This is a genomic window from Puniceibacterium sp. IMCC21224, from assembly GCF_001038505.1.
In the GTDB taxonomy this organism is placed as follows: domain Bacteria; phylum Pseudomonadota; class Alphaproteobacteria; order Rhodobacterales; family Rhodobacteraceae; genus Puniceibacterium.
The window spans coordinates 156,354-174,402 of the sequence record NZ_LDPY01000005.1; the positions used below are offsets into that span (position 1 = coordinate 156,354).

The 18,049-nt window shown below is 62.5% G+C and carries 20 protein-coding genes; 4 read left to right on the top strand and 16 right to left on the bottom strand.

Features of this window, described 5'->3' with window-relative positions; genetic code table 11:
• Window positions 1-271 precede the first annotated feature (271 nt).
• The 4 genes from IMCC21224_RS24935 to IMCC21224_RS24950 form a co-directional block, all read right to left on the bottom strand.
• Window positions 272-832, bottom strand: coding sequence for a VPLPA-CTERM sorting domain-containing protein (locus tag IMCC21224_RS24935; protein WP_047993655.1), 561 nt, complete (start codon window positions 830-832; stop codon window positions 272-274).
• 103 nt (window positions 833-935) lie between these two features.
• Window positions 936-1,163 carry a transposase gene (locus tag IMCC21224_RS27535; protein WP_082135097.1) on the bottom strand — a complete coding sequence of 76 codons (228 nt, stop codon included), beginning with the start codon at window positions 1,161-1,163 and terminating at the stop codon, window positions 936-938.
• A gap of 332 nt (window positions 1,164-1,495) precedes the next feature.
• A complete protein-coding gene (locus tag IMCC21224_RS24945; RefSeq protein WP_047998255.1) occupies window positions 1,496-2,128 on the bottom strand; it encodes a tyrosine-type recombinase/integrase in 633 nt (210 codons plus the stop codon).
• 188 nt (window positions 2,129-2,316) lie between these two features.
• A complete protein-coding gene (locus IMCC21224_RS24950) occupies window positions 2,317-3,183 on the bottom strand; it encodes a LysR family transcriptional regulator (RefSeq protein WP_047998256.1) in 867 nt (288 codons plus the stop codon).
• On the opposite strand from IMCC21224_RS24950, the gene IMCC21224_RS24955 reads away from it, so the two are divergent.
• Window positions 3,124-4,059, top strand: coding sequence for a putative quinol monooxygenase (locus IMCC21224_RS24955; protein WP_231582226.1), 936 nt, complete (start codon window positions 3,124-3,126; stop codon window positions 4,057-4,059). The two genes, IMCC21224_RS24950 and IMCC21224_RS24955, sit on opposite strands and share 60 nt — an antisense overlap.
• A 348-nt stretch (window positions 4,060-4,407) precedes the next feature.
• Here the strand turns inward: IMCC21224_RS24955 and IMCC21224_RS24960 are convergent, their stop codons facing one another.
• Window positions 4,408-4,812: a single-stranded DNA-binding protein gene (locus tag IMCC21224_RS24960; RefSeq protein ID WP_047998258.1), complete on the bottom strand. Its 405-nt coding sequence runs from the start codon at window positions 4,810-4,812 to the stop codon at window positions 4,408-4,410.
• 544 nt (window positions 4,813-5,356) lie between these two features.
• On the opposite strand from IMCC21224_RS24960, the gene IMCC21224_RS29080 reads away from it, so the two are divergent.
• A complete protein-coding gene (locus IMCC21224_RS29080; RefSeq protein WP_369796072.1) occupies window positions 5,357-5,563 on the top strand; it encodes an H-NS family nucleoid-associated regulatory protein in 207 nt (68 codons plus the stop codon).
• Window positions 5,564-5,702: 139 nt separating this feature from the next.
• Here IMCC21224_RS29080 and IMCC21224_RS24965 read toward each other — a convergent pair whose 3' ends face one another.
• The 9 genes from IMCC21224_RS24965 to IMCC21224_RS25005 all read right to left on the bottom strand — a co-directional run bounded on the left by IMCC21224_RS24965 (window position 5,703) and on the right by IMCC21224_RS25005 (window position 14,646).
• On the bottom strand, window positions 5,703-6,116 hold the full coding sequence (locus tag IMCC21224_RS24965; RefSeq protein WP_047998259.1) for a hypothetical protein: 414 nt from the start codon (window positions 6,114-6,116) through the stop codon (window positions 5,703-5,705).
• 6 nt (window positions 6,117-6,122) lie between these two features.
• Window positions 6,123-6,824 (bottom strand): VIT family protein, encoded by a 702-nt coding sequence (locus IMCC21224_RS24970; RefSeq protein ID WP_047998260.1) that lies wholly within the window; start codon window positions 6,822-6,824, stop codon window positions 6,123-6,125.
• Window positions 6,821-8,728 (bottom strand): heavy metal translocating P-type ATPase, encoded by a 1,908-nt coding sequence (locus IMCC21224_RS24975; RefSeq protein WP_047998261.1) that lies wholly within the window; start codon window positions 8,726-8,728, stop codon window positions 6,821-6,823. Before IMCC21224_RS24975 ends, IMCC21224_RS24970 begins: the two co-directional genes overlap by 4 nt.
• Window positions 8,729-8,733: 5 nt before the next feature.
• On the bottom strand, window positions 8,734-9,714 hold the full coding sequence (locus IMCC21224_RS24980) for an FAD:protein FMN transferase (protein ID WP_047998262.1): 981 nt from the start codon (window positions 9,712-9,714) through the stop codon (window positions 8,734-8,736).
• Window positions 9,695-11,902 carry a PepSY domain-containing protein gene (locus tag IMCC21224_RS24985; protein WP_047998263.1) on the bottom strand — a complete coding sequence of 736 codons (2,208 nt, stop codon included), beginning with the start codon at window positions 11,900-11,902 and terminating at the stop codon, window positions 9,695-9,697. The genes IMCC21224_RS24980 and IMCC21224_RS24985 overlap by 20 nt, the downstream gene beginning before the upstream one ends.
• Before the next feature lie 11 nt (window positions 11,903-11,913).
• On the bottom strand, window positions 11,914-12,384 hold the full coding sequence (locus IMCC21224_RS24990) for a DUF2271 domain-containing protein (RefSeq protein ID WP_028288620.1): 471 nt from the start codon (window positions 12,382-12,384) through the stop codon (window positions 11,914-11,916).
• Between the two features lie 35 nt (window positions 12,385-12,419).
• Window positions 12,420-12,806 (bottom strand): hypothetical protein, encoded by a 387-nt coding sequence (locus IMCC21224_RS24995; RefSeq protein WP_047998264.1) that lies wholly within the window; start codon window positions 12,804-12,806, stop codon window positions 12,420-12,422.
• A 180-nt stretch (window positions 12,807-12,986) separates the two neighbouring features.
• Window positions 12,987-14,336, bottom strand: coding sequence for a ferric reductase-like transmembrane domain-containing protein (locus tag IMCC21224_RS25000; protein WP_231582227.1), 1,350 nt, complete (start codon window positions 14,334-14,336; stop codon window positions 12,987-12,989).
• Window positions 14,329-14,646, bottom strand: coding sequence for a PepSY domain-containing protein (locus IMCC21224_RS25005; RefSeq protein ID WP_043872236.1), 318 nt, complete (start codon window positions 14,644-14,646; stop codon window positions 14,329-14,331). The genes IMCC21224_RS25000 and IMCC21224_RS25005 overlap by 8 nt, the downstream gene beginning before the upstream one ends.
• 145 nt (window positions 14,647-14,791) lie before the next feature.
• Between IMCC21224_RS25005 and IMCC21224_RS25010 the strand changes: the two genes are divergently transcribed.
• Together IMCC21224_RS25010 and IMCC21224_RS25015 are read left to right on the top strand one after the other, a co-directional pair.
• Window positions 14,792-15,451 carry a response regulator transcription factor gene (locus tag IMCC21224_RS25010; protein ID WP_047998266.1) on the top strand — a complete coding sequence of 220 codons (660 nt, stop codon included), beginning with the start codon at window positions 14,792-14,794 and terminating at the stop codon, window positions 15,449-15,451.
• Window positions 15,448-16,815, top strand: coding sequence for an ATP-binding protein (locus tag IMCC21224_RS25015; protein WP_047998267.1), 1,368 nt, complete (start codon window positions 15,448-15,450; stop codon window positions 16,813-16,815). Before IMCC21224_RS25010 ends, IMCC21224_RS25015 begins: the two co-directional genes overlap by 4 nt.
• A gap of 180 nt (window positions 16,816-16,995) precedes the next feature.
• Here the strand turns inward: IMCC21224_RS25015 and IMCC21224_RS28370 are convergent, their stop codons facing one another.
• Complete coding sequence (locus tag IMCC21224_RS28370) at window positions 16,996-17,160, bottom strand: hypothetical protein (protein WP_007803240.1); 165 nt, start codon at window positions 17,158-17,160, stop codon at window positions 16,996-16,998.
• 386 nt (window positions 17,161-17,546) lie between these two features.
• The gene (locus IMCC21224_RS25020; protein WP_047998268.1) at window positions 17,547-18,020 is read right to left on the bottom strand and encodes a hypothetical protein; all 474 of its coding nucleotides are present in this window, start codon (window positions 18,018-18,020) and stop codon (window positions 17,547-17,549) included.
• Window positions 18,021-18,049 lie beyond the last annotated feature (29 nt).

Here is an 18,049-nt window from a genome sequence, read left to right on the forward strand (position 1 = left end):
CGACCCTTCGCCGCATCTTGCACGAATTGACAGAGGGCGGGACTTTCCAGACCTTCGCTGCACGTGCACCAATGTCCGGTCTGGTGAACGGTTCAACAAACGGTGGTTATCGCCGGTGACAGTAACGTATGAGTTTTGGCCGTTTCCTTCATCGCAGCGGACCTTCGCTGCCATGCTGGCAAGCGGCGGCGGTGCGGACTCTTCGGACTCGTACCCAAAGGCCGCCCACTAGGGCAGCCATTCCAAACCTTGATTAGCGAAAAGTACGTGATTACGACTTGCGGCGACGTGCCAGCGCAAACGCACCCAGACCCGTCAAAAGCAATGCTCCACCCGCTGGAAGCGGAACGGCAGATACCTGTGTGGTAAATTTGAAGTTGTCCGCAGCGATAAATCCGACATCGAAACTTGAACCGAATATCGCATACGAAATATCCGCTGACGCCACTGAAACCGTTTTCATTGCTCTCCCAACGATGCTCGCACTTTGGGTGCCCAACAACGTGCCAATGCTGTCATAAGCTGAGATGAAAACCGTATCTGTATCAGAACCAAAATCGCCTAGGTCGACCGAAACAAACGAAGCAAGGTCCGTAAAATCCGCGCGGACTCGGGAGGAAGATGACGTATTGCTCAAAAGGGACAGGCCATTTGTATTATTGGGTGTTGGCGCCAAGAAACAATTACTGTTTGTGAGGATTGCAAAGGTCACGCCAGGCCCACCGGCGCAGCTTCCTGACGCGGAGAAGTCAAGCGTTGCGGCGTGCGCTGCCGAAAAGGATCCTGCAAATGCAACGAAAGCGGTGGCAAAGAAACGAGTAAAGGTGTTCATATGAGAACCTCATGAGGCCAAGAGTAGGATTACAACTACTTACGACGTACTTATCGAAAATCGCGAACTCAAGTCAAGCATTGCGTTAACCTATCGACTCGTTTCAGCTGCTTACGTGGTCATGCTGGAACCGGCGATGCGCGCAGCCCGTTGCCGCGATAAACTGGATCGCATCCCAGATTTGTCGAAGTTCGACCGGGCGTGGTCGGCCCAGTCGGTTACGGCCGGGTAGCAACGGGCCAATGACCGACCATTCCGCGTCCGTGACATCGCTAGAATAACCGCCAGAATTGGGCTCATATCGGCGGCGAGTGAGTTCCGTCCAAGCCATCGTGACCCCCGTTCAGTTGCCCAAACATACGGAATCACAACTGACTGTTCTGACACAATTCACTTCTGATCGGGCTCTTAGTTACCCGACACACATATACCGCTCCAAAAAACCCTCGTTTTTGGAACGGGCGCAACCGACCTCGATTGACGCTGTCACAAACCCTGTTCCAAACCCTCGACCTTGTTGAAGGTTTTTGACCGTCTCCTGATAGCCGAAGTTCGCTGCGAAGCAGAAATCTTGCAACATGGGCTCAGTCCTGCCGACCGCTGCGGGAACCATGAAGGCCTGGTCTTGATTGGCGAACGGCAATAGCCGCACGCCAACTTCGTTCAGATGTCGATCCGTTCAGCAATGCTTAGCGCATCTTCCAGCTCAACGCCCAGATAACGCACTGTGCTATCGACCTTCGTATGGCCTAACAAAAGTTGTACGGCGCGGAGGTTCCCCGTCTTGCGGTAAATCTCCGCAGCTTTGGTTCGGCGCATCGAGTGTGTTCCGTATCCGCTGGGTTCCAGGCCAATCGCTGTAACCCAGTCACGAACAAGTCGACCATATTGACGTGTTGAGATATGCGGGCGGTCGTGGAAACGGCTCGGAAACATGAACCGGCACCCGATCATCTCAGGAGATCGCACCCACGCAATGACGGTATCTCTTGTGTTTTCAGTGATTTCGAACTGAACGGGTTTCTTGGTTTTACTCTGGACTATTGAAACGCGTTCGCGAACGCGGTCATCTTTGACCAAATCGGCCACGGCGAGTTTTACCAGATCACAGCCGCGCAGCTTGCTATCAATCGCAACGTTGAACAGCGCAAGGTCACGAAGATAACCCGAAAGTTCAAGCCGCGCCCGGATGGCCCACACTTGTTTGGGAAGAAGGGGACGTTTTTGGCCGATGATCCGACCCTTGTTCCAGGCTTTGTGTTTTGGGGTAACTGCAGGAAGTTGCACTCTTGGCATAATATGCCCTCCAATCCTCCCTCCAAACCCAGACATCAGCACAGCGCAGACGACAATAGCATAGCATCCTATTGAACGGCTGGTGCCCGAAGTCGCTGCCAAGCGGTGTTTCTGCGAACGCATCGGGCCGCAAGGAGCCCACTTTGACCGATGCTGCACGAAGCGCCAATGTCCGCTCTTTACAAAGCTCAGTTCCGCGAAAACTCCCGCACCAGTTCGTTTGTTTCTGAGCGAGAAGCCTGATGGCGGAAACGAAGCGCTGCCACATCTCTTGCAATTTCCATGTCGGCTATCGGAAGTGAGACGAGATTGTCATGGTCAGGGATCGACGTTTCGGGAAGGATAACGGCCCCCGAGCCTCGCCGCGCGAGCTCGACCAACCAGTCCACGCGGTTTGACCGGTATGCCGCATAGAGCGTATGACCATGGTCCGTGCACGCCCCATGCAATGCCTCTCGCATTTCACAATTTGGGCGATCCAACATGGTTGTATCTGCCAAATCAGCAAGCGATACGGCCGGCAACTCAGACAGGGGATGACCTTTCGCCACAACCACACGATAGGCCTCTTGATAGAGTGGGTCTATGCGATAAAGCTCCTCACTGACCTCTACTGTTGATATCACGAGATCAAATTCTCCCTCGCGAAGTCCCGCCAACAAAGTGTCGTTTGCGTCGACGATCAGTTCTATCTCGGCTTGCGGCACGCGTTGACGAAACCGTTCGACGGCCTCCGAGACTTTGGCATGGCCTATCGTTTCACCTATTCCGATGCTAATCGGGACTCTTTCTAGCCGCGTATGTCGGACAGCCTCGGCTTTTGCCTCCCTTGCCTCAGACTGCATACGTTCCAATCTTGGCTGCATAAGCTTACCAAGCGCTGTCAGGCGGCAGCCAGCACGATCTCGGATGAACAATGCATCGCCCAATTCGTCCTCAAGTTTTTTGATCGCCGCCGTAAGCGAGGGTTGCGATACGTTGGAAGCACTCGCGGCATGGGTGAAATTGCGATGCTCGCAAACCGCCAAAAAGTAGCGGACCTGATTCATTTCCATGACGTCCTCCTCATACGCAACCTCAACCGCGCATCAATCATAGTCAATGCCTATCGAAGTATAGGACTTCAAGATTGGAGTCATGAGGGTGGCACATGGGACAAGGGCTCATCGAAAACGAACGATGAACCCAAACTCAGGAGAAGACCAATGAAATCCATAATCCTTCACACCATCTCAGCACTCGCTTTGATTTCTGCAACAACTTCCGCAAACGCACAGGAAAACGTCATGAACGATCACACTGCCAGCTTTATCGAAATGCCCGCCGCATCCGGCCAGACCGACGCATTTGCCGAGTTTCTTGCAGGTGCTGCCCCACTGGTCGCAGAAACCGAGCCCGGCACCAAACTCTGGTTTGCTTTGCAAGCAGGCGACAGCCTAGCGATCTTCGATGTCTTTGAGGATGAAGCTGCCCGCAATGCCCATTTTTCAGGTGCTGTCGCAGGCGCACTGAATGGAAACGCAGACACATTAGTGGACGGCGGTTGGGATGCTGGAGTTGTCGCCAACATCAACAACTCGGACGTTCTGTCAGCCAAAGCACCGGTTGATCTCTACAGTGCCACAACTGCAACATATATCCGGCTCGAAGCGGCTCCAGGACAGGCCGATAATCTGGCTGCATTGTTGACGGCGGCTGGCCCGATCGTGGCCGATACAGAGCCAAAGACGCTGTTCTGGGCGGCTTTGCAGATTGACGAAAACAACTTCGCAATCTTTGACATCTTCGCCGACAACTCAGGTCGCGAGGCACACTTTGCTGGGCAGGTTGCCGGGCTTCTGAACGAAAAAGCGTCGGTTCTGGTCGAGGGCGGTTGGGACGACGGCGTGGTCGCCAACGTCAGTAACTTCGACATTCTGGCAATCAAGTAAGTAACGAGTGCCTTTATCGAGTGCCCGGCGGCCAATGGTCGCCGGGCATTTGTTGCCTCAGATACAAATTCTATTTTGCCGCGAAGAGGACATTCATTGGTGCCGTCCGGTTGGCGGTTTTGTCCCGCAACCTGTAAATCCGCGCTCCAATCTATGCCGCGCTCTGCATAAATGACCGCTTGTCTCGCTGCGCCGCAGCGAAGGTTCTTTCGCTCGTGCCGCATTCTTCGTGCTGCGTGCGCGCGCAGCACAAAATCACAATGACTGGGTCGGGCTCGAAGCTGCCTTGCGGCAGTGCCGCGAACCCGGCGGGTTGCCCCGCCGGGCCCGAGGGGGAGACCCCGTTCCTCAGAACGGGATCTCGTCGTCGCGGTCGACCAGCTCGGGGTTTTCGTTCTCAGCCGACTTCGGGCGGCTCAGAAAGTCGACCTTCTCGGCGATGATCTCGCAGCCGTAGCGGTCGTTGCCCATGCTGTCGATCCACTTGCTGTAATGGATGCGGCCGTGGACAAGGACTTTCATGCCCTTTTCGCAATGCTCCGCGACCGTCTTGCCGAGACCGTTGAAGCAGGTGATGCGGTGCCATTCGGTGTCCATGACACGGTAGCCGTTCTCGTCGCGCAGGACGCGACCTTCCGAGAGGCGGGGGCGGGAGGTGGCGAGGCTGAAGTTGGTGATGTTGGTGCCGCCCTGAGTGGTGCGGGTTTCGGGTTTCTGACCGATGTTGCCGGCGAGGATGACGATGTTTTGCATGATTAGCTCCTGTGCTTCCTGTCTTCGGGACCGTCCCTTCGACAAGACCCGGAAAAAGCCCGTCGGGTGACGCGTGCACGGTGGACGGAACGGACACCGGAAACCCCCAGAGGACCGGGGTGGAGCGGGCAGGACGCCACAGGCGGCCAACACGGCCCGGGCTGACGCGGGGTTGCGCGCAGGAGGCCGAACGGGATTAGGGGATTGTCAGTCGAAGGGATGGACCAGAGGCCAGAGAGGCGCGGGGAGCCCATGCCAGTCCCTGTCATCTTGCCAATCGGGACTGCCTGACCCCCAGTTCACCACCTCACTGGCGACAACGGCGATCAACAGCCTTTGCCACCCCTGCCCCAGCCTTCCGTGAGTTGCGGCCCCCTGCCGCGACGAGCTATCGATGCCGGATCATTCAGGACACGGACCGCATCAATGGCTGATTACGATCTCGAGGCACTGTCGCTCGGCGAGCTGAAGAAAATGCCTCAACTACGTCGCCAAGGCGATCTCCACCTATCAAGATCGGCAGAAGGCGGAAGCCTGCTCCAAGGTGGAATATCTCGCCCGAGACCTCGGCTACTCCCTGGCCGAACTTGTCGGCACTGAGATGAAATCCTCCCGCGCGCCTGCCGCGGCAAGTTACCGGCATCCTGAGAACCCGTCGCTCACTTGGTCAGGCCGCAGTCGTAAACAGCAGTGGTTCGTAGAGGCGCTAGCTGCTGGGAAGACGACAGGGGATTTAACCATCAATCAATAAATCGGATTGGAGCGGTCACGGCTATGGGTTTGACCTGTGAACTGGTCCGCATGATTTTTTGCGCTGTGCTCAAGATGAGCGCTGAACATTTCGCGCATGATCCGATTGTGGGCGAGTTTTCATAGCGGGAGTGTCAGAGCTATTCCCCCGGTGCGCCCATTTTTTCAATCGTGCGGCGCCCGATAACCATAGCACTCACCGAGCCGTGAACCGCCAGAATCGCGATCACCAGCATCAGCAACGCGACCGGCAATCCCAGACCTGGCGTCAGATACTCGATGGCGCGCAGGACGGCATCGCGTGACCACAAGACAAACAGGCCCAATCCGACCCCCGTTGCGACGAGAGCGCCCGCCGGTATCGGCGCGGGCCCCGTGAGGAAACCACGGACCCGGTTTTCCCGGTAGAGCAGCGTCGCGTAGACCGTGATGCCCACTGATGTCGCAAGGGCAAGCCCGACGGCACCGAGCATCGGGGTAAAGACGATCTTCAGCGCGATGTTGACGAGCGATGCCGCAACAAGCAGCCGGAGCGGGGTTAGGGTACACCCCATTGACTCCTAGCCTACGGCGACCCCGAACAGCGCACCGACCCCGGCTGTCGCCGCCATTGCAAGCGCTCCCCATAGCGTGACCCGCGCGGCCCCACGGACGACGCCTGCGCCGCCGGCCGAAGCGCCCAATCCGCCAAGAACCGCAAGGCCGAAGATCGTCGATCCCGCCACCAGGGAAGCGATCTGCGCCTCCGAGACCAGCAGCACGACGATCAGAGGTAGCACCGCCCCAGCTGCGAAGGTCAGTGCGGACACCAGAGCCGCCTGGATAGGGCGGGCCGTCACGGTTTCCGAAATGCCGAGCTCGTCGCGCGCATGCGATCCGAGCGCGTCACGTTCAGTCAGTTGCACGGCAACCTTTTCCGCCAGGTCGCGGTCCAGCCCCCTTTCAACATAAATCCGGGTTAGTTCCTCGAGCTCGGCCTCGGGCGTTTCCTCGAGCTCACGGCTCTCTCGGGCGAGGTCCGCCTGTTCGGCGTCAGTTTGCGAGCTGACCGAGACATACTCCCCCGCCGCCATGGACATCGCGCCAGCCATAAGCCCGGCCAGCCCGGCGATCATGACCTCGGGCTTGCCGGAGCCTGCGGCCGCGACGCCGACGACGAGGCTCGCAGTCGAGACAAGACCATCATTGGCGCCGAGAACGGCGGCCCGCAGCCAGCCGATGCGATGCACCATATGGATTTCAGAATGTGATAGACGGCTCATGGCGTGGCTCCTTGAACGATGTCAGCTTGCTCTGACATGATGGCCTGTGGTTTGCCCGTAGCTGGCTCCTGTGGCGCGATGCGCAGCGCGCGCAGGGCGTTCAGGATAACAGCGACGTCGATGACCTCTTGCAGAAGCGCCCCCTGCACCGGGGTGAGATACCCGAAAGCGGCGGCAATCATGCCGAGAACCGACAGACCGATACCCGCGACCACGCTTTCGACAGCGATCCGGCGCGACGCCCGCGCGATCTCGATCCCGGGCCCAAGCCGGTCGATCCGGTCGACGAGCAGCACCACGTCCGCGGCCTCGGCCGAGGCCGCGGCGCCCCGTGCCCCCATTGCCACGCCTACATCGGCTGCGGCCAGGGCGGGCGCGTCGTTGACACCATCACCCACCATCATCACCGGCCCGTGTTTACGCTCGGAAAGCACCAGTAACACCTTTTGATCCGGCGTCAGACCGGCCCGCAGCCCGTCGAGGCCCAGCCCCTCGGTCACGCGCTCGGCCACGTCCGCGCGGTCGCCAGTAGCCAGAAGGATGCGCGCGATCCCTTGACGGCGCAGACCGTCCAGCATGGTGCCCGCCCCCTCGCGCAGCGGGTCGGACATGACGAGGTGCCCGGCCATGTGACCGTCAACTGCCACTGCGACAAGGACCGATCCGGCGCCCTTGGCGGGGTGATCGCCCACCATCCGCCCGACACGGGACGCCACGAAGCCGTCGCCGCCGACGATCACCTCGCGGTCCTCCACACGACCCAAGACCCCTTCGCCCGGGATCTCAGCCACTTCTGTCGGAACGGGCAGTGTGAAGCCCCGCGCCTTTGCGGCAGCGACGATGGCCTGCGCCACGGGGTGTTTCGATGCCTGATCGAGCGCGGCGGCGAGGCGGAGGATGTCGTCCTCGGTCATGCCATCGTGGCTGTCGATCGAGACGATCTGCGGACGGCCATCCGTCAGCGTCCCCGTTTTGTCGAGGATCAGCGTGCGGATCCGCGCCATTGTCTCGAGCGGCCCCGCGCCCTTGATCAGCACGCCAAAATGCGCCGCACGCGACAGGCCGGCGACCAGTGCGACCGGCACAGCAAGGATCAGCGGACAGGGCGTGGCGACGACCAGAACGGCAACCGCGCGGATCGGATCACCGGTGAACCACCACGCCGCGAAGGCGATACTGACGGTGACGACCAGAAAGCCCAGCGACCAGCGGTCGGCCAGCCGGGACATCGGCGCTTTGGACGCCTGCGCCTCCTCCACCAGACGAACGATCCCGGCATAGGTGCTGTCCTTGGCCTCGCGCGTCGCCGTCAGGTCGAAGGCCTCGCCCGCGTTGGTCGATCCGCTCATGGCGTCGGCCCCGCGCGCCAGCCGGACTGGCAGGGACTCGCCGGTCAGCGCCGCGGTGTCGAGGAAGGCGGTGTCGGACGCCACCGTGCCGTCCACGGGAACGACATCGCCCTGCCGGATCAGCAGGCGATCGCCCGGTGCGATCTCTTCGAGAGGCACATCCTCAAGACCGCCGTTCCGGTGCCGCGTCGCGGTCCGGGGTACGCGGGATAAAAGATCCTTCATCGAACGGCGTGCACGCCCCTCAGCGAAGGCTTCGAGGAAGGTGCCTCCAGAATACATGACTGCGACGACAGCCGCAGCCAAGGTCTCGCCGAAGACAAGCGCCGCCGACATCGACAGCGCGGCAACGATATCGAGGCCCACCTCGCCCCGCCCAATGCTCCGGACGATTTCGACCACAAGCGCTGAGAGCGCGGGAACAACTCCTGCAATCCAGATCAGGCTCGCAATCTCTGGTTGGCCCGCAAGGTAGAATGCGAGTCCCACGATCAGCCCGGTTGCGGCCATCAGCAGGAGTGCGGTCTTGAAGCGATCGGTATGGGCCTGTTCCATGCGGCTCAACTTCCCCCGGCTGAGGCGATTGCCGCTGGTTCTTCGGAAAAAAGACGCCCGACTCCCACGCCCATTGCATTCCCTTCATCATCGCGCAGAAGAAACAGGGCGTCGAGTCCACGTTGTCTTGCGAGGTCCGCACCCCTCTCCGCACCGAGCACCATCAGCGCCGTCGCCCAGGCGTCGGCCTCGGCACAGGTGCGGGCCACCACGGTGACGGAGGCGGGCGACGCGATCAGCGGCGCGCCACGTCTCGGATCCATAGTATGCGACAGGCGGCGCCCCTGAACCTCGACGCAGTGGCGGTAGTCACCGGAGGTCGCGACGGCGGCGTCCTGCAGCGCCAGAACCGAATGCGGCGCGCGGCGGTCCGGGTAGGGCGCCTCGACCGCGATCGTCCAAGCTTCGCCATCCGGCCTGAGACCGATTGCACGCATCTCGCCATCGATCCCGACGAGGGCATCGGCGATCCCGTGGTCGCGCAGGGTCTCGGCGAGCCGGTCGACGCCGTAGCCTTTGGCGATGCCGTTGAGGTCCAGCGCGATGGGGGCCGTCTTGCGCAGCTGCATCCCCTCGATCTCCAGCACCTCCTGCGCCGGGCGGCGGAGGGCGTCCATCGCGGCGCGGATACCCTCGGGCGCGGCGGCCCCGGGCCCGAAACCCCAGGCCGTCACCGCATCGCCCATGCCGATATCGAAGGCCCCGCCCGAGGCGCTCCCGATCTCGAGCCCGAGGCGCAGGACCGACCGCAGTTGCTCCGGCACCATCACCCAATCGCCCACCGGCGCCGCGTTGATCCGCATGAGTGCGCTCGCCGCGTTCCACGTCGACATCTGCGTGTCCACCTCGTCGACAGCCGCCTGAAGAGCGGCACGGATTGCATCCGTGTCGCGGCCCCGATCCGCGAAGAACAGCGCCGACCAGCGCGTGCCCATGGTGGGGCCGTTCAGGGCGATGCGCGCGCGCTCAGTAGATATCTTCGACATACCGCCCCTCCGTCTTCAGGACTGCGGGCGTAAGCCCGGCAGGTGCGAGGATCTCGGCCAACGCATCGCTCACGCCCGTGGCCATGTCGCGCCCGCCGCAGACCATCACACGCGCCCCGTCGCGGATCAGTCGGGCCACCTGCGCCGCGTCGGCGCGCAGGGCGTCCTGCACATAACTGCGTCGCGCGCCGCGCGAGACGGCGGTGACAAGCCGGGTCAACCGCCCCTCAGCCTGCCAGCCGGGCATCTCTTCGCCATAGAAGAAATCGCTGTCCGCATGCCGCATGCCGAAGAAAAGGTGCACGGACCTGTGACGCGCATTGCCGCGGATGAAGCCTGCCAGCGGCCCGATGCCGGTGCCCGCCCCGATCAGGATCAGCGGCGCGCGGCTGCGGCCGGCGTGAAAGCCGGGATTGCGGCGCAGGAAGGCCCGGACCGTATCGCCCGGTTCCAGCGCGGTCAGCTGGCCCGAGGCCAGCCCGCCCGGATGCTTGCGCACCACGATCTCGACGAAGCCGTCGCGGCGACCCGAGGCCAGCGAGTAGAGACGTGGCACGGCGCTGCCCTGCGGCAGGACACCGATCAGGTCGCCCGCCTGGAACCGCGCGAAACCCGCCCCGGTCAGCCGCTGCCACAGCGTCGCGCGCGGCAGGGCGAAGCGCAGGATCGCTGCCGCTGCCTGTGTCTCGGCCCCGTAGTTGCGCCGCGAGACGAGGGTCAATGTTTCGGTGCGCGGCGAGACGGGCTGGTGAGAAAGCTCGAGAGAGATGCTAAGCGCCTCGCCAAGAGCGCGGCCCCAGCGCGCGAAATCCTGTGGCGATTGGCGGTCGATCGTGTCCAGCGGCATGAGTTCGGCCCAGCCCTTCGCCTGCGCCGCTGCCGCAACGGCCTTGGCGAAGACGCAATAGGCCGGAAAGCTGCGGTCGCCGAAGCCGAGCAGGGCCATCGGGATATCAGGCGCAGGGGCCGACGCGTTCATCCGGTCGAGGAACCCCTTGGCCGAGGCGGGCGCCGCACCATCGCCATAAGTCGCGGCGAGCACGATGATGCGCTCTGCACGGGCGTAGCGCTCTGGCGCGAAGCCCGACATCGGGCCAACATGGACGCCCTGCCCCGCTGCCGTCAGCGCGGCATGCAGGGTCGCGGCGAAGCCCCACGTGCTGCCACCCTCGCTGCCGACAAGAATGATCGTCTCGGCACGGCCCGCGGGCTGGTTGCCCCGGATGCGCGGCCGCCCGCGGCGCCCGGTAAACCAGATCAGGACGCCGGTCACGCCCATCGCCGGCACTCCGAGCGCCATCATCCCGAGCACAAGGCCGAGCGTCGCGGCCCCCTGCCCCGTGTGCAGCATGTAAATGGTTTCCGAGACGCGCTCCCACCCGGTCAGGTCGGCCCATGCCATGAGCGCGCCGGTTCCCTGGTCAAGATAGCCGGTGCCCCGGTCGGTCTTCAGTGTGAACACGTCCGTCGCATCGCCGGGATAGGGAAAGCTCAGTTCGCGCAGCTCGGCGACGGGCGTCTGCAGCAGCGTGGCCATCTGATCGAGAGCGAACCCAATCTCTCCGCTCACTTCGGTGGGATCAGCCGGCAGGACGCCACCGTCCGGCAAAAGATCGAAGGTGGAGGCTGTCATCCAGAGGGCGGTGGTGGAGGACAGAACGAGGCAGATGACGGTGATCCGGGCGATCTCGACATGCAGCCTGCCCGCGAACGGACCGCGCAAGGACGCGAACCAGTGCCGCCATCCGCCCGCCCGTCGCGCGACCAGCGCAGCACCCGAGAGCGAGAGGACCAGCATCGCCGCGGCCCCGGCGGCCATGGCGATGCGCCCGCCATCCCCGAGGAAGAGCGAGCGATGAAAGTTGGTGAGCCAGCGAAGGGCCTGGTTCGGGTCGGCCGAGGCAACGCCCGCGCCCGTCGCCGGGTCGATCACGGCAGCACCCGGCGCGCCCTGATCGAACCAATAGGCGGTGATCCGACCGGAGGGCGACCGCCGGATCTGCTCGACGCCCGGATAGACGGCCTGGATGCGGTCCGCGAGGGTGGCGACTGTCTGGCCAGTCTCCACCTGCGGCGCGGTGATGCGCTCGACTGCCGGAAAGACCGAGAGCGCAGCGCCGCTCAGGCTCAGGATCGTGACGAGCGCGAGTGCCAGAAGACCCGGCCAGCGATGGAGTGTACGGATCATGGCCCTGCCCCTCACATGTCGTAGGAGAAGTTGGCGATGTAGCGCCGCCCGCTCACCGGCGTGCCCGCGCCCGCCGTCGTCAGCGGCACGGCCACCTCGTTCGGGCTGTCGCGCATATCCTCGACCGCCGCGTCGATGTGCAGCGTGTAGCCCGCATCGAACAGCGCGTCGGCCAGATCGAGCGTGATCTCGAGACTGCGGCCCGCGCCGACGCTGGCGCCGGTGATACCGTTTACCTGCGCGGTATCGCCGCCCGTGGCACGGTACCAGTCGCTCAGATGCTCGTAGTACTTGGACTTGCCACCAGCCATCCAGAGACTGCCGACATAGGCGCCCGAGGCGTCGGTAACGTAAAGCGCGAGGTAGGCGCCGTCGCCGCCATAGTTGTTAAGGGTGGTTGTGAGCGTCACGGGCCGTGCCATAGCGAGGCCGGGAAGCGTGAGTGCGGTAGTAAGCGCGAGCGTTGCGAGAAGTGATTTCATGGGAATGATCCTTGTTCAGGGTGCTTCGGAGCTGTTCAGTTCACCTGAACCTGCGGAGGGGCGCCGTTTCCGAAGAGGCCGTTCTGCGGAGGAGCGACCGTTCCAGCGGGCGCGGGATTGCGGACGCCGCCCCGACAATCGTCGTCGTCATCATCGTCGTCGCAGTCATCATCGTCTTCGTCATCGTCTTCGTCATCGTCATCGTCGTCGTCGTGTCCGCGACGCGAACCGTCCCGCCAGCGGTCGTCGTCGTCATCGTCGCTTGCGAGAATGAGAGGCATGTCTTGTGAGGCGTCATCAAAGAGCGCGGCAACGGGCCGAAGCATGCTGTCGGCCGGGGCCTGCATTGCGCTCCAAGCAGGAACGCCGATGGCGGCGGTCAGCGCCGTTGTCGCTGCGAGAAGGGTCAGGGTCTTTTTCATGGCAAGGTCTCCTTTCGTTTGATGAGACCAATCTGGCACCCCGACCTGAGGGCATCCTGACGCCCCAGCGATTCCTGCTTCAGCTTGCCGTCAGGAAAATGGCCCCGCCGATGATGGCGGGGCCAAAAAAATGCGAGCGCAGGCTACAGGGCTGGCATGGCTATGCGCCCTGCCCCGCGTTCAGGCGAATTCGAACTGCTCGAAGCGGACACGGCGAGGCGTTTGGCCTTGTGCTTTCAAGCCCTTGAGAATCCCGTCCTTCAGACCGGTTGGGCCGCAGAACCACAGATCGGCTTGCCGGATCGCGAAAGGGACCGCGCCAATCAGGCGCTCGGCCGTGAGCCTGCCATCGCGCGTCGTTACGACCACCTCGAAACTGAACCTCGGGTTGCGGGCAGCCGCAGCGCGCAGCGTCTCTACCCCAATCGCCTCCTCTTGTGTCCGAACGCAGTGGATGAGGTGAATGTCGCGGCTATCCGCTTCGCTCAGGCTTTCGGCCCAGGCGAGGAACGGCGTGATACCGATGCCGCCCGCCAGCCATATCTGGCGCGCACCGCCCTTGCGGAAATTGAACCGTCCATATGGCCCTTCGACCTGCACGCGCGTTCCGGTCCGCAAGATGGCGGGCAGGCTTCGTGTCCAGCCACCCAAGCCCCGGATGGAGAACGTCAGGGTGCCGTCAGGGCGCGGGGCGCTGGCGATCGTGAAGGGGTGCGGCTCGGACAGTCCTGCCTCTGGCGCGCGGAAGAAGGCGAATTGCCCCGGCCGCCACCGCATGGCCCGCCCCTCGGGGCGGAGGGTTAGCGTGGTGGTGTCCTTGGTCTGGCTGATCTCTGTGACGGTGAATTCTCTACGCCGCAGGTACGGGGCGACCAGCTCGGTGAATATCCACGCGATCACTCCCGCGATGCCAAATGTGTTCAGAAGCACCGAGAGCGGTGGATCTACCTCTGTCGGCAGGTCGACGAAGAACTGGTGAAAGACCACGATTGCAAAAAGGGCCCCCATGAAACGATGGCTGAACCGCCAGATCTGATAGGGGATTTCCAGTGGGGTGAAGGGCAATCTCCGGAACCAGCTGACAGCAACCAGGGCGAGAAGCGCGTTGAAGGCAAGTTCGCCCGCCTCTTCACCAAGTTCACCAAGGGAGGTTTCACGCACCAAACGCTCGAAATCCGGCTCGATCTGCTGGTGCAGGATCATCAGGACCATTGCGGAAATACCAAGCCACTTGTGGACCCGGTACATGCGATCGAGACCGCCGAACAATGGTTCCACCAGCGGCGGCCGTGCGGCGAGGATCAGGGTCTGTGCCATCGCGACAACTGCCGCGGCCCCGACGGCAATGCCAAGTGCTGCATCCGCGCCATAGGGCGCATAGGTGTTGAACCCGATCAGTGCCGCCAGTAGGCATGGCAACGCAACCAGCACCGGGCCCGTCAGGGCTAGAGGAGAGTTTAGGGAAGGCCGGGAGAGTGGCGGCAGGCCCGGCACCGGGACATTACCGTCGCGACGCGCTGCATCAGTCATCGTCGCGTCTCTCGTGATCCCGCTCGCGGCGATCATCCTCGTCGTCCTCGTATTCGAACTCGATTACCTCCAGCGTGGCCGGGTGGACAGTCACCTCGATCGCACGCCCCTCGGCATCCCTCCCATCGATCTCGTAGCAGCCGTCATCGATCTTGATCCGACGCACCGTCCAACCATTTTCCTCAGCCAGCATGGCAACAGCATCGCGCGGCTGCCAGTCGGCCATCGGCACGAAGCAATCGTCGTCAGCCAGCGCCGCGCCGACCGGAAAGACCGCGAGAAAGCCGATAATTGTCAATGTCTTCTTCATGGGGCACACTCCTAGTGGCTCGCCTCTTGATGCCATTCATGCGCCGCGAAGCTGACGGCAGCCTGAAGGGGCTCGACCCACAAGCTTCAGCTTCGTGTCAGCCAGACGGATCATGGAGGGACATCGAGAAAGGACGGGTACGACCATGCGCATATTGCTGATCGAAGACGACACGACTCTTGGCGCTGCCGTGCGCGACCAGATCGCTGCTGATGGCCAGTCAGTAGACTGGGTAACGCGGCTAGACGCGGCGGCAGACGCGATGGGCGCAACCTCCTTCGACCTGCTCCTGCTCGACCTCATGCTGCCAGACGGACGTGGTATCGGGTTCCTCAAGGGCCTCAGGACGCGTGGAGACGTGACGCCGGTCATCATCCTGACGGCGCTCGACCAGGTGTCCGATAGGATCGAAGGCCTCAATGCGGGCGCTGACGACTATCTTGTGAAGCCCTTCGACCTGTCGGAACTGTCGGCACGGATCGGATCGGTCGCGCGGCGCTACAGCGGCAACCCCAACCCGATCCTGACCCACGGACCGCTCGACATCGACCTTGCCGCGCGCAGCGTCCATCGGGATGGCAGACATGTGCCGCTGACGGCGCGGGAATGGGCGCTCTTCGAGGCCTTCCTGGCGCGTCCCGGGCAGCTCCTGTCCAAGGCGCAGTTGGAGGAGAAGCTCTACGCTTTCGACGCCGAAGTCGAGAGCAACACCATCGAGGTGCACGTGAGCCGCCTGCGCAAGAAACTGGGGAGCGCCATCATCGAGACCGAGCGCGGCATGGGTTACCGGCTGGGCAAGCCATGATGTGGCCATCCAGCCTTCAGGTACGGCTCGGCTTGTCACTCGGCCTTGTGCTGACGATCCTCTGGCTCGCCGCCGCCACGGTTACCGCGGTGATCGTTCGGGGCGAGATGGATGAGGTCTTCGACAGCGCCCTGCGCGAAACCGCCGAGCGCATCCTGCCGCTGGCCGTGACCGACATCGTCGGGCGAGAAGATCAGGGTGTGACGCAGCGCCTCGCGCCGATCCGGGAGCATGACGAGTTCTTCACCTACATCGTACGCGATGCCGAGGGACGCATTTTGCTGCAATCCCATGCGGCGGACCCTGCCGTGTTCCCTCCTTACGATGGTCCGGGATTTGCGCAGAACGCCACACATCGCCTCTACAGCGACGCGGCGCTCCAGGGGACGATCAGCATCACCGTGGCCGAACCGTTGGCGCATCGCGCTTCGGTTGCTCGGGAAATCCAGATGGGCCTCGGCCTGCCGCTGCTGGTTGTGCTGCCGTTGGCGCTCGCGTCGATTATTCTCGCTGTGCGCTTTAGCCTCGCCCCTCTCCATCGGTTCCGTACGCGGCTTGAAGCGCGCGGCGTGCGCGACCTGTCAGAAGTACCCGCGGCCGACCTGCCGACGGAAATAGGACCGCTGGCCGCAACCTTGAACAGCCTTTTGGCTCGGCTGCGCGACGCGTTCGAGGCTGAGCGAAGTTTTGCAGCCAATGCGGCTCATGAACTAAGGACACCATTGGCGGGCGCTATCGCCCAGGCGCAGCGACTGCGGTCAGAGACCAAAGATCCGACCATCGACGCGCGCGCCGCCGAGATCGAGGCGACGCTCAAGCGTCTCACTCGGCTGTCCGAGCGTCTCCTGCAGCTTGCGCGGGCGGAAGGCGGTAGACTTCGGATGGACCAGAGCGCTGATGTCAGAACCATCACTCGGGTCGTGGTGGAAGATATTGCGCGCAGCACAGAGAACGGGCGCCTTATGTTGAACTTGCCGGACACGCCTGTCTTGTCTGATATCGACCCCGACGCATTGGGAATTCTGTGCCGGAATCTGGTGGAAAACGCCCTACGCCACGGGGCGCAGAATGCCCCAGTCGATGTTACACTCACGAGCGACGGGCAGTTGATCGTGGCAAACGAGGGCCCCGCGGTAGCAACCGAAACACTCGAACGCCTGACAGGGCGCTTCGAGAGGGCAGATGCAAAAACTGATGGTAGCGGGCTTGGCCTCGCTATCGTCTCAGCCATCGCAGAACGGATCGAAACCTCTCTCTTGCTCCAGTCACCACGTCCCGGTGAACCTTCTGGATTTCAGGCATCCGTCAGATTGCCAACAGATGCTCCAAATGCCCATGCGAAAGATCGGGAGCATTGGCCTTGAAGTCTGACGCATCACCGGCGACGTCATAGTTTGAAGAAAATCGCAGAAACGTAGGAAAGCTTTCTTATAGGAGAGCTATTTTCTTATATTTTTTATGAACTTGGGACTGTTCTGTAGAGCAGGCCCTCTATCGGCGATAGCCGCTTTTGCGCCAAGCCCTCGGGAAGTGAGGCCGAAGCCTCACCCGAAGGGATCGTATTCCGAGACGATCACGACCTCGTCGCCGTCGATTTCATCGGCGGGGACGGCGCCGAAGGTTCCATCACCGGCTTGAAAGACGACGATCGAGACCATGAGCGTGGCGGCGAGGGAGGCGGCGAAGGCGTGTGCATCTTTGCGGGACATCTGTTTGGCTCCTGTCTTGGAGGCGGGGGACCATCCCCCGCGCGACAGGACCCCGCAGGCCCGAATACTGGCTGACATCACCGGGTGCGTTCGGACTTGCTCCGAATCCGCCCGGCGGCACGGGCTTGCCCGTAGTCCGACCCCTCGTGGGTTGATCTCGAAGACGGGATTCGGGGCAAGGAAGGGAATGGCGAGCGGGGGATAGTGCCCTGACGACTGGAGCCGGTTGTCCCGCTGATGCTTTTGCCTCCAACCTCCCGGCCTAGATCTTGGTTGAAGACGTCCTTCCTTGGGGATGGCTCCTTTGGCGCCCCGCGACATCGCGAGACAAGGTTGTGATGGATGAGAGGCCCGCGCTTGGGCGGGCCCCTCGGTTTCAGTTGGGCTCAGGCGGCCAGGTCCGCGCCCCCTGCCCTTTCGCCATCTTCATCGGCGACGATTTCAAGTCGCGCATTGCGGTATCCTTCCTTGGCGATCCAAAGCTCGGCCGCAGTCATGGATTCCGCCAGATGCAGCAGCTCCGTGTTGCCGCCGAAGTCGAGAAGCACGCGCACCTGCCCGGGCTTCGGGTCCTCGGCCACCTCGAAGACGAGGGCGCTGTCAACAGAATGGCTGCGCATGATGGTCACGAGGATCACCCCATCCGAGGAGAAATTGCCCTCATGCAGCGTGAACGACGCGGGAGCCGTCCAGGTCGGATAGGCCCGGGGCGGCTCCTTCTTCACGAGACGGCCTACACCGTTCGAGCGCTCCCAGGCCGCCAGCTTCTTGGTGAAGCGTGCCGGTGGCTTGGGGCTGCCGTCGGTGTAGCGAATGAGCGCCCCGAGGGGGGCTGCGTCGATGATGGTTGTTGCAGACATGATTCCTCATTCCGAATGCGAGTAATCGC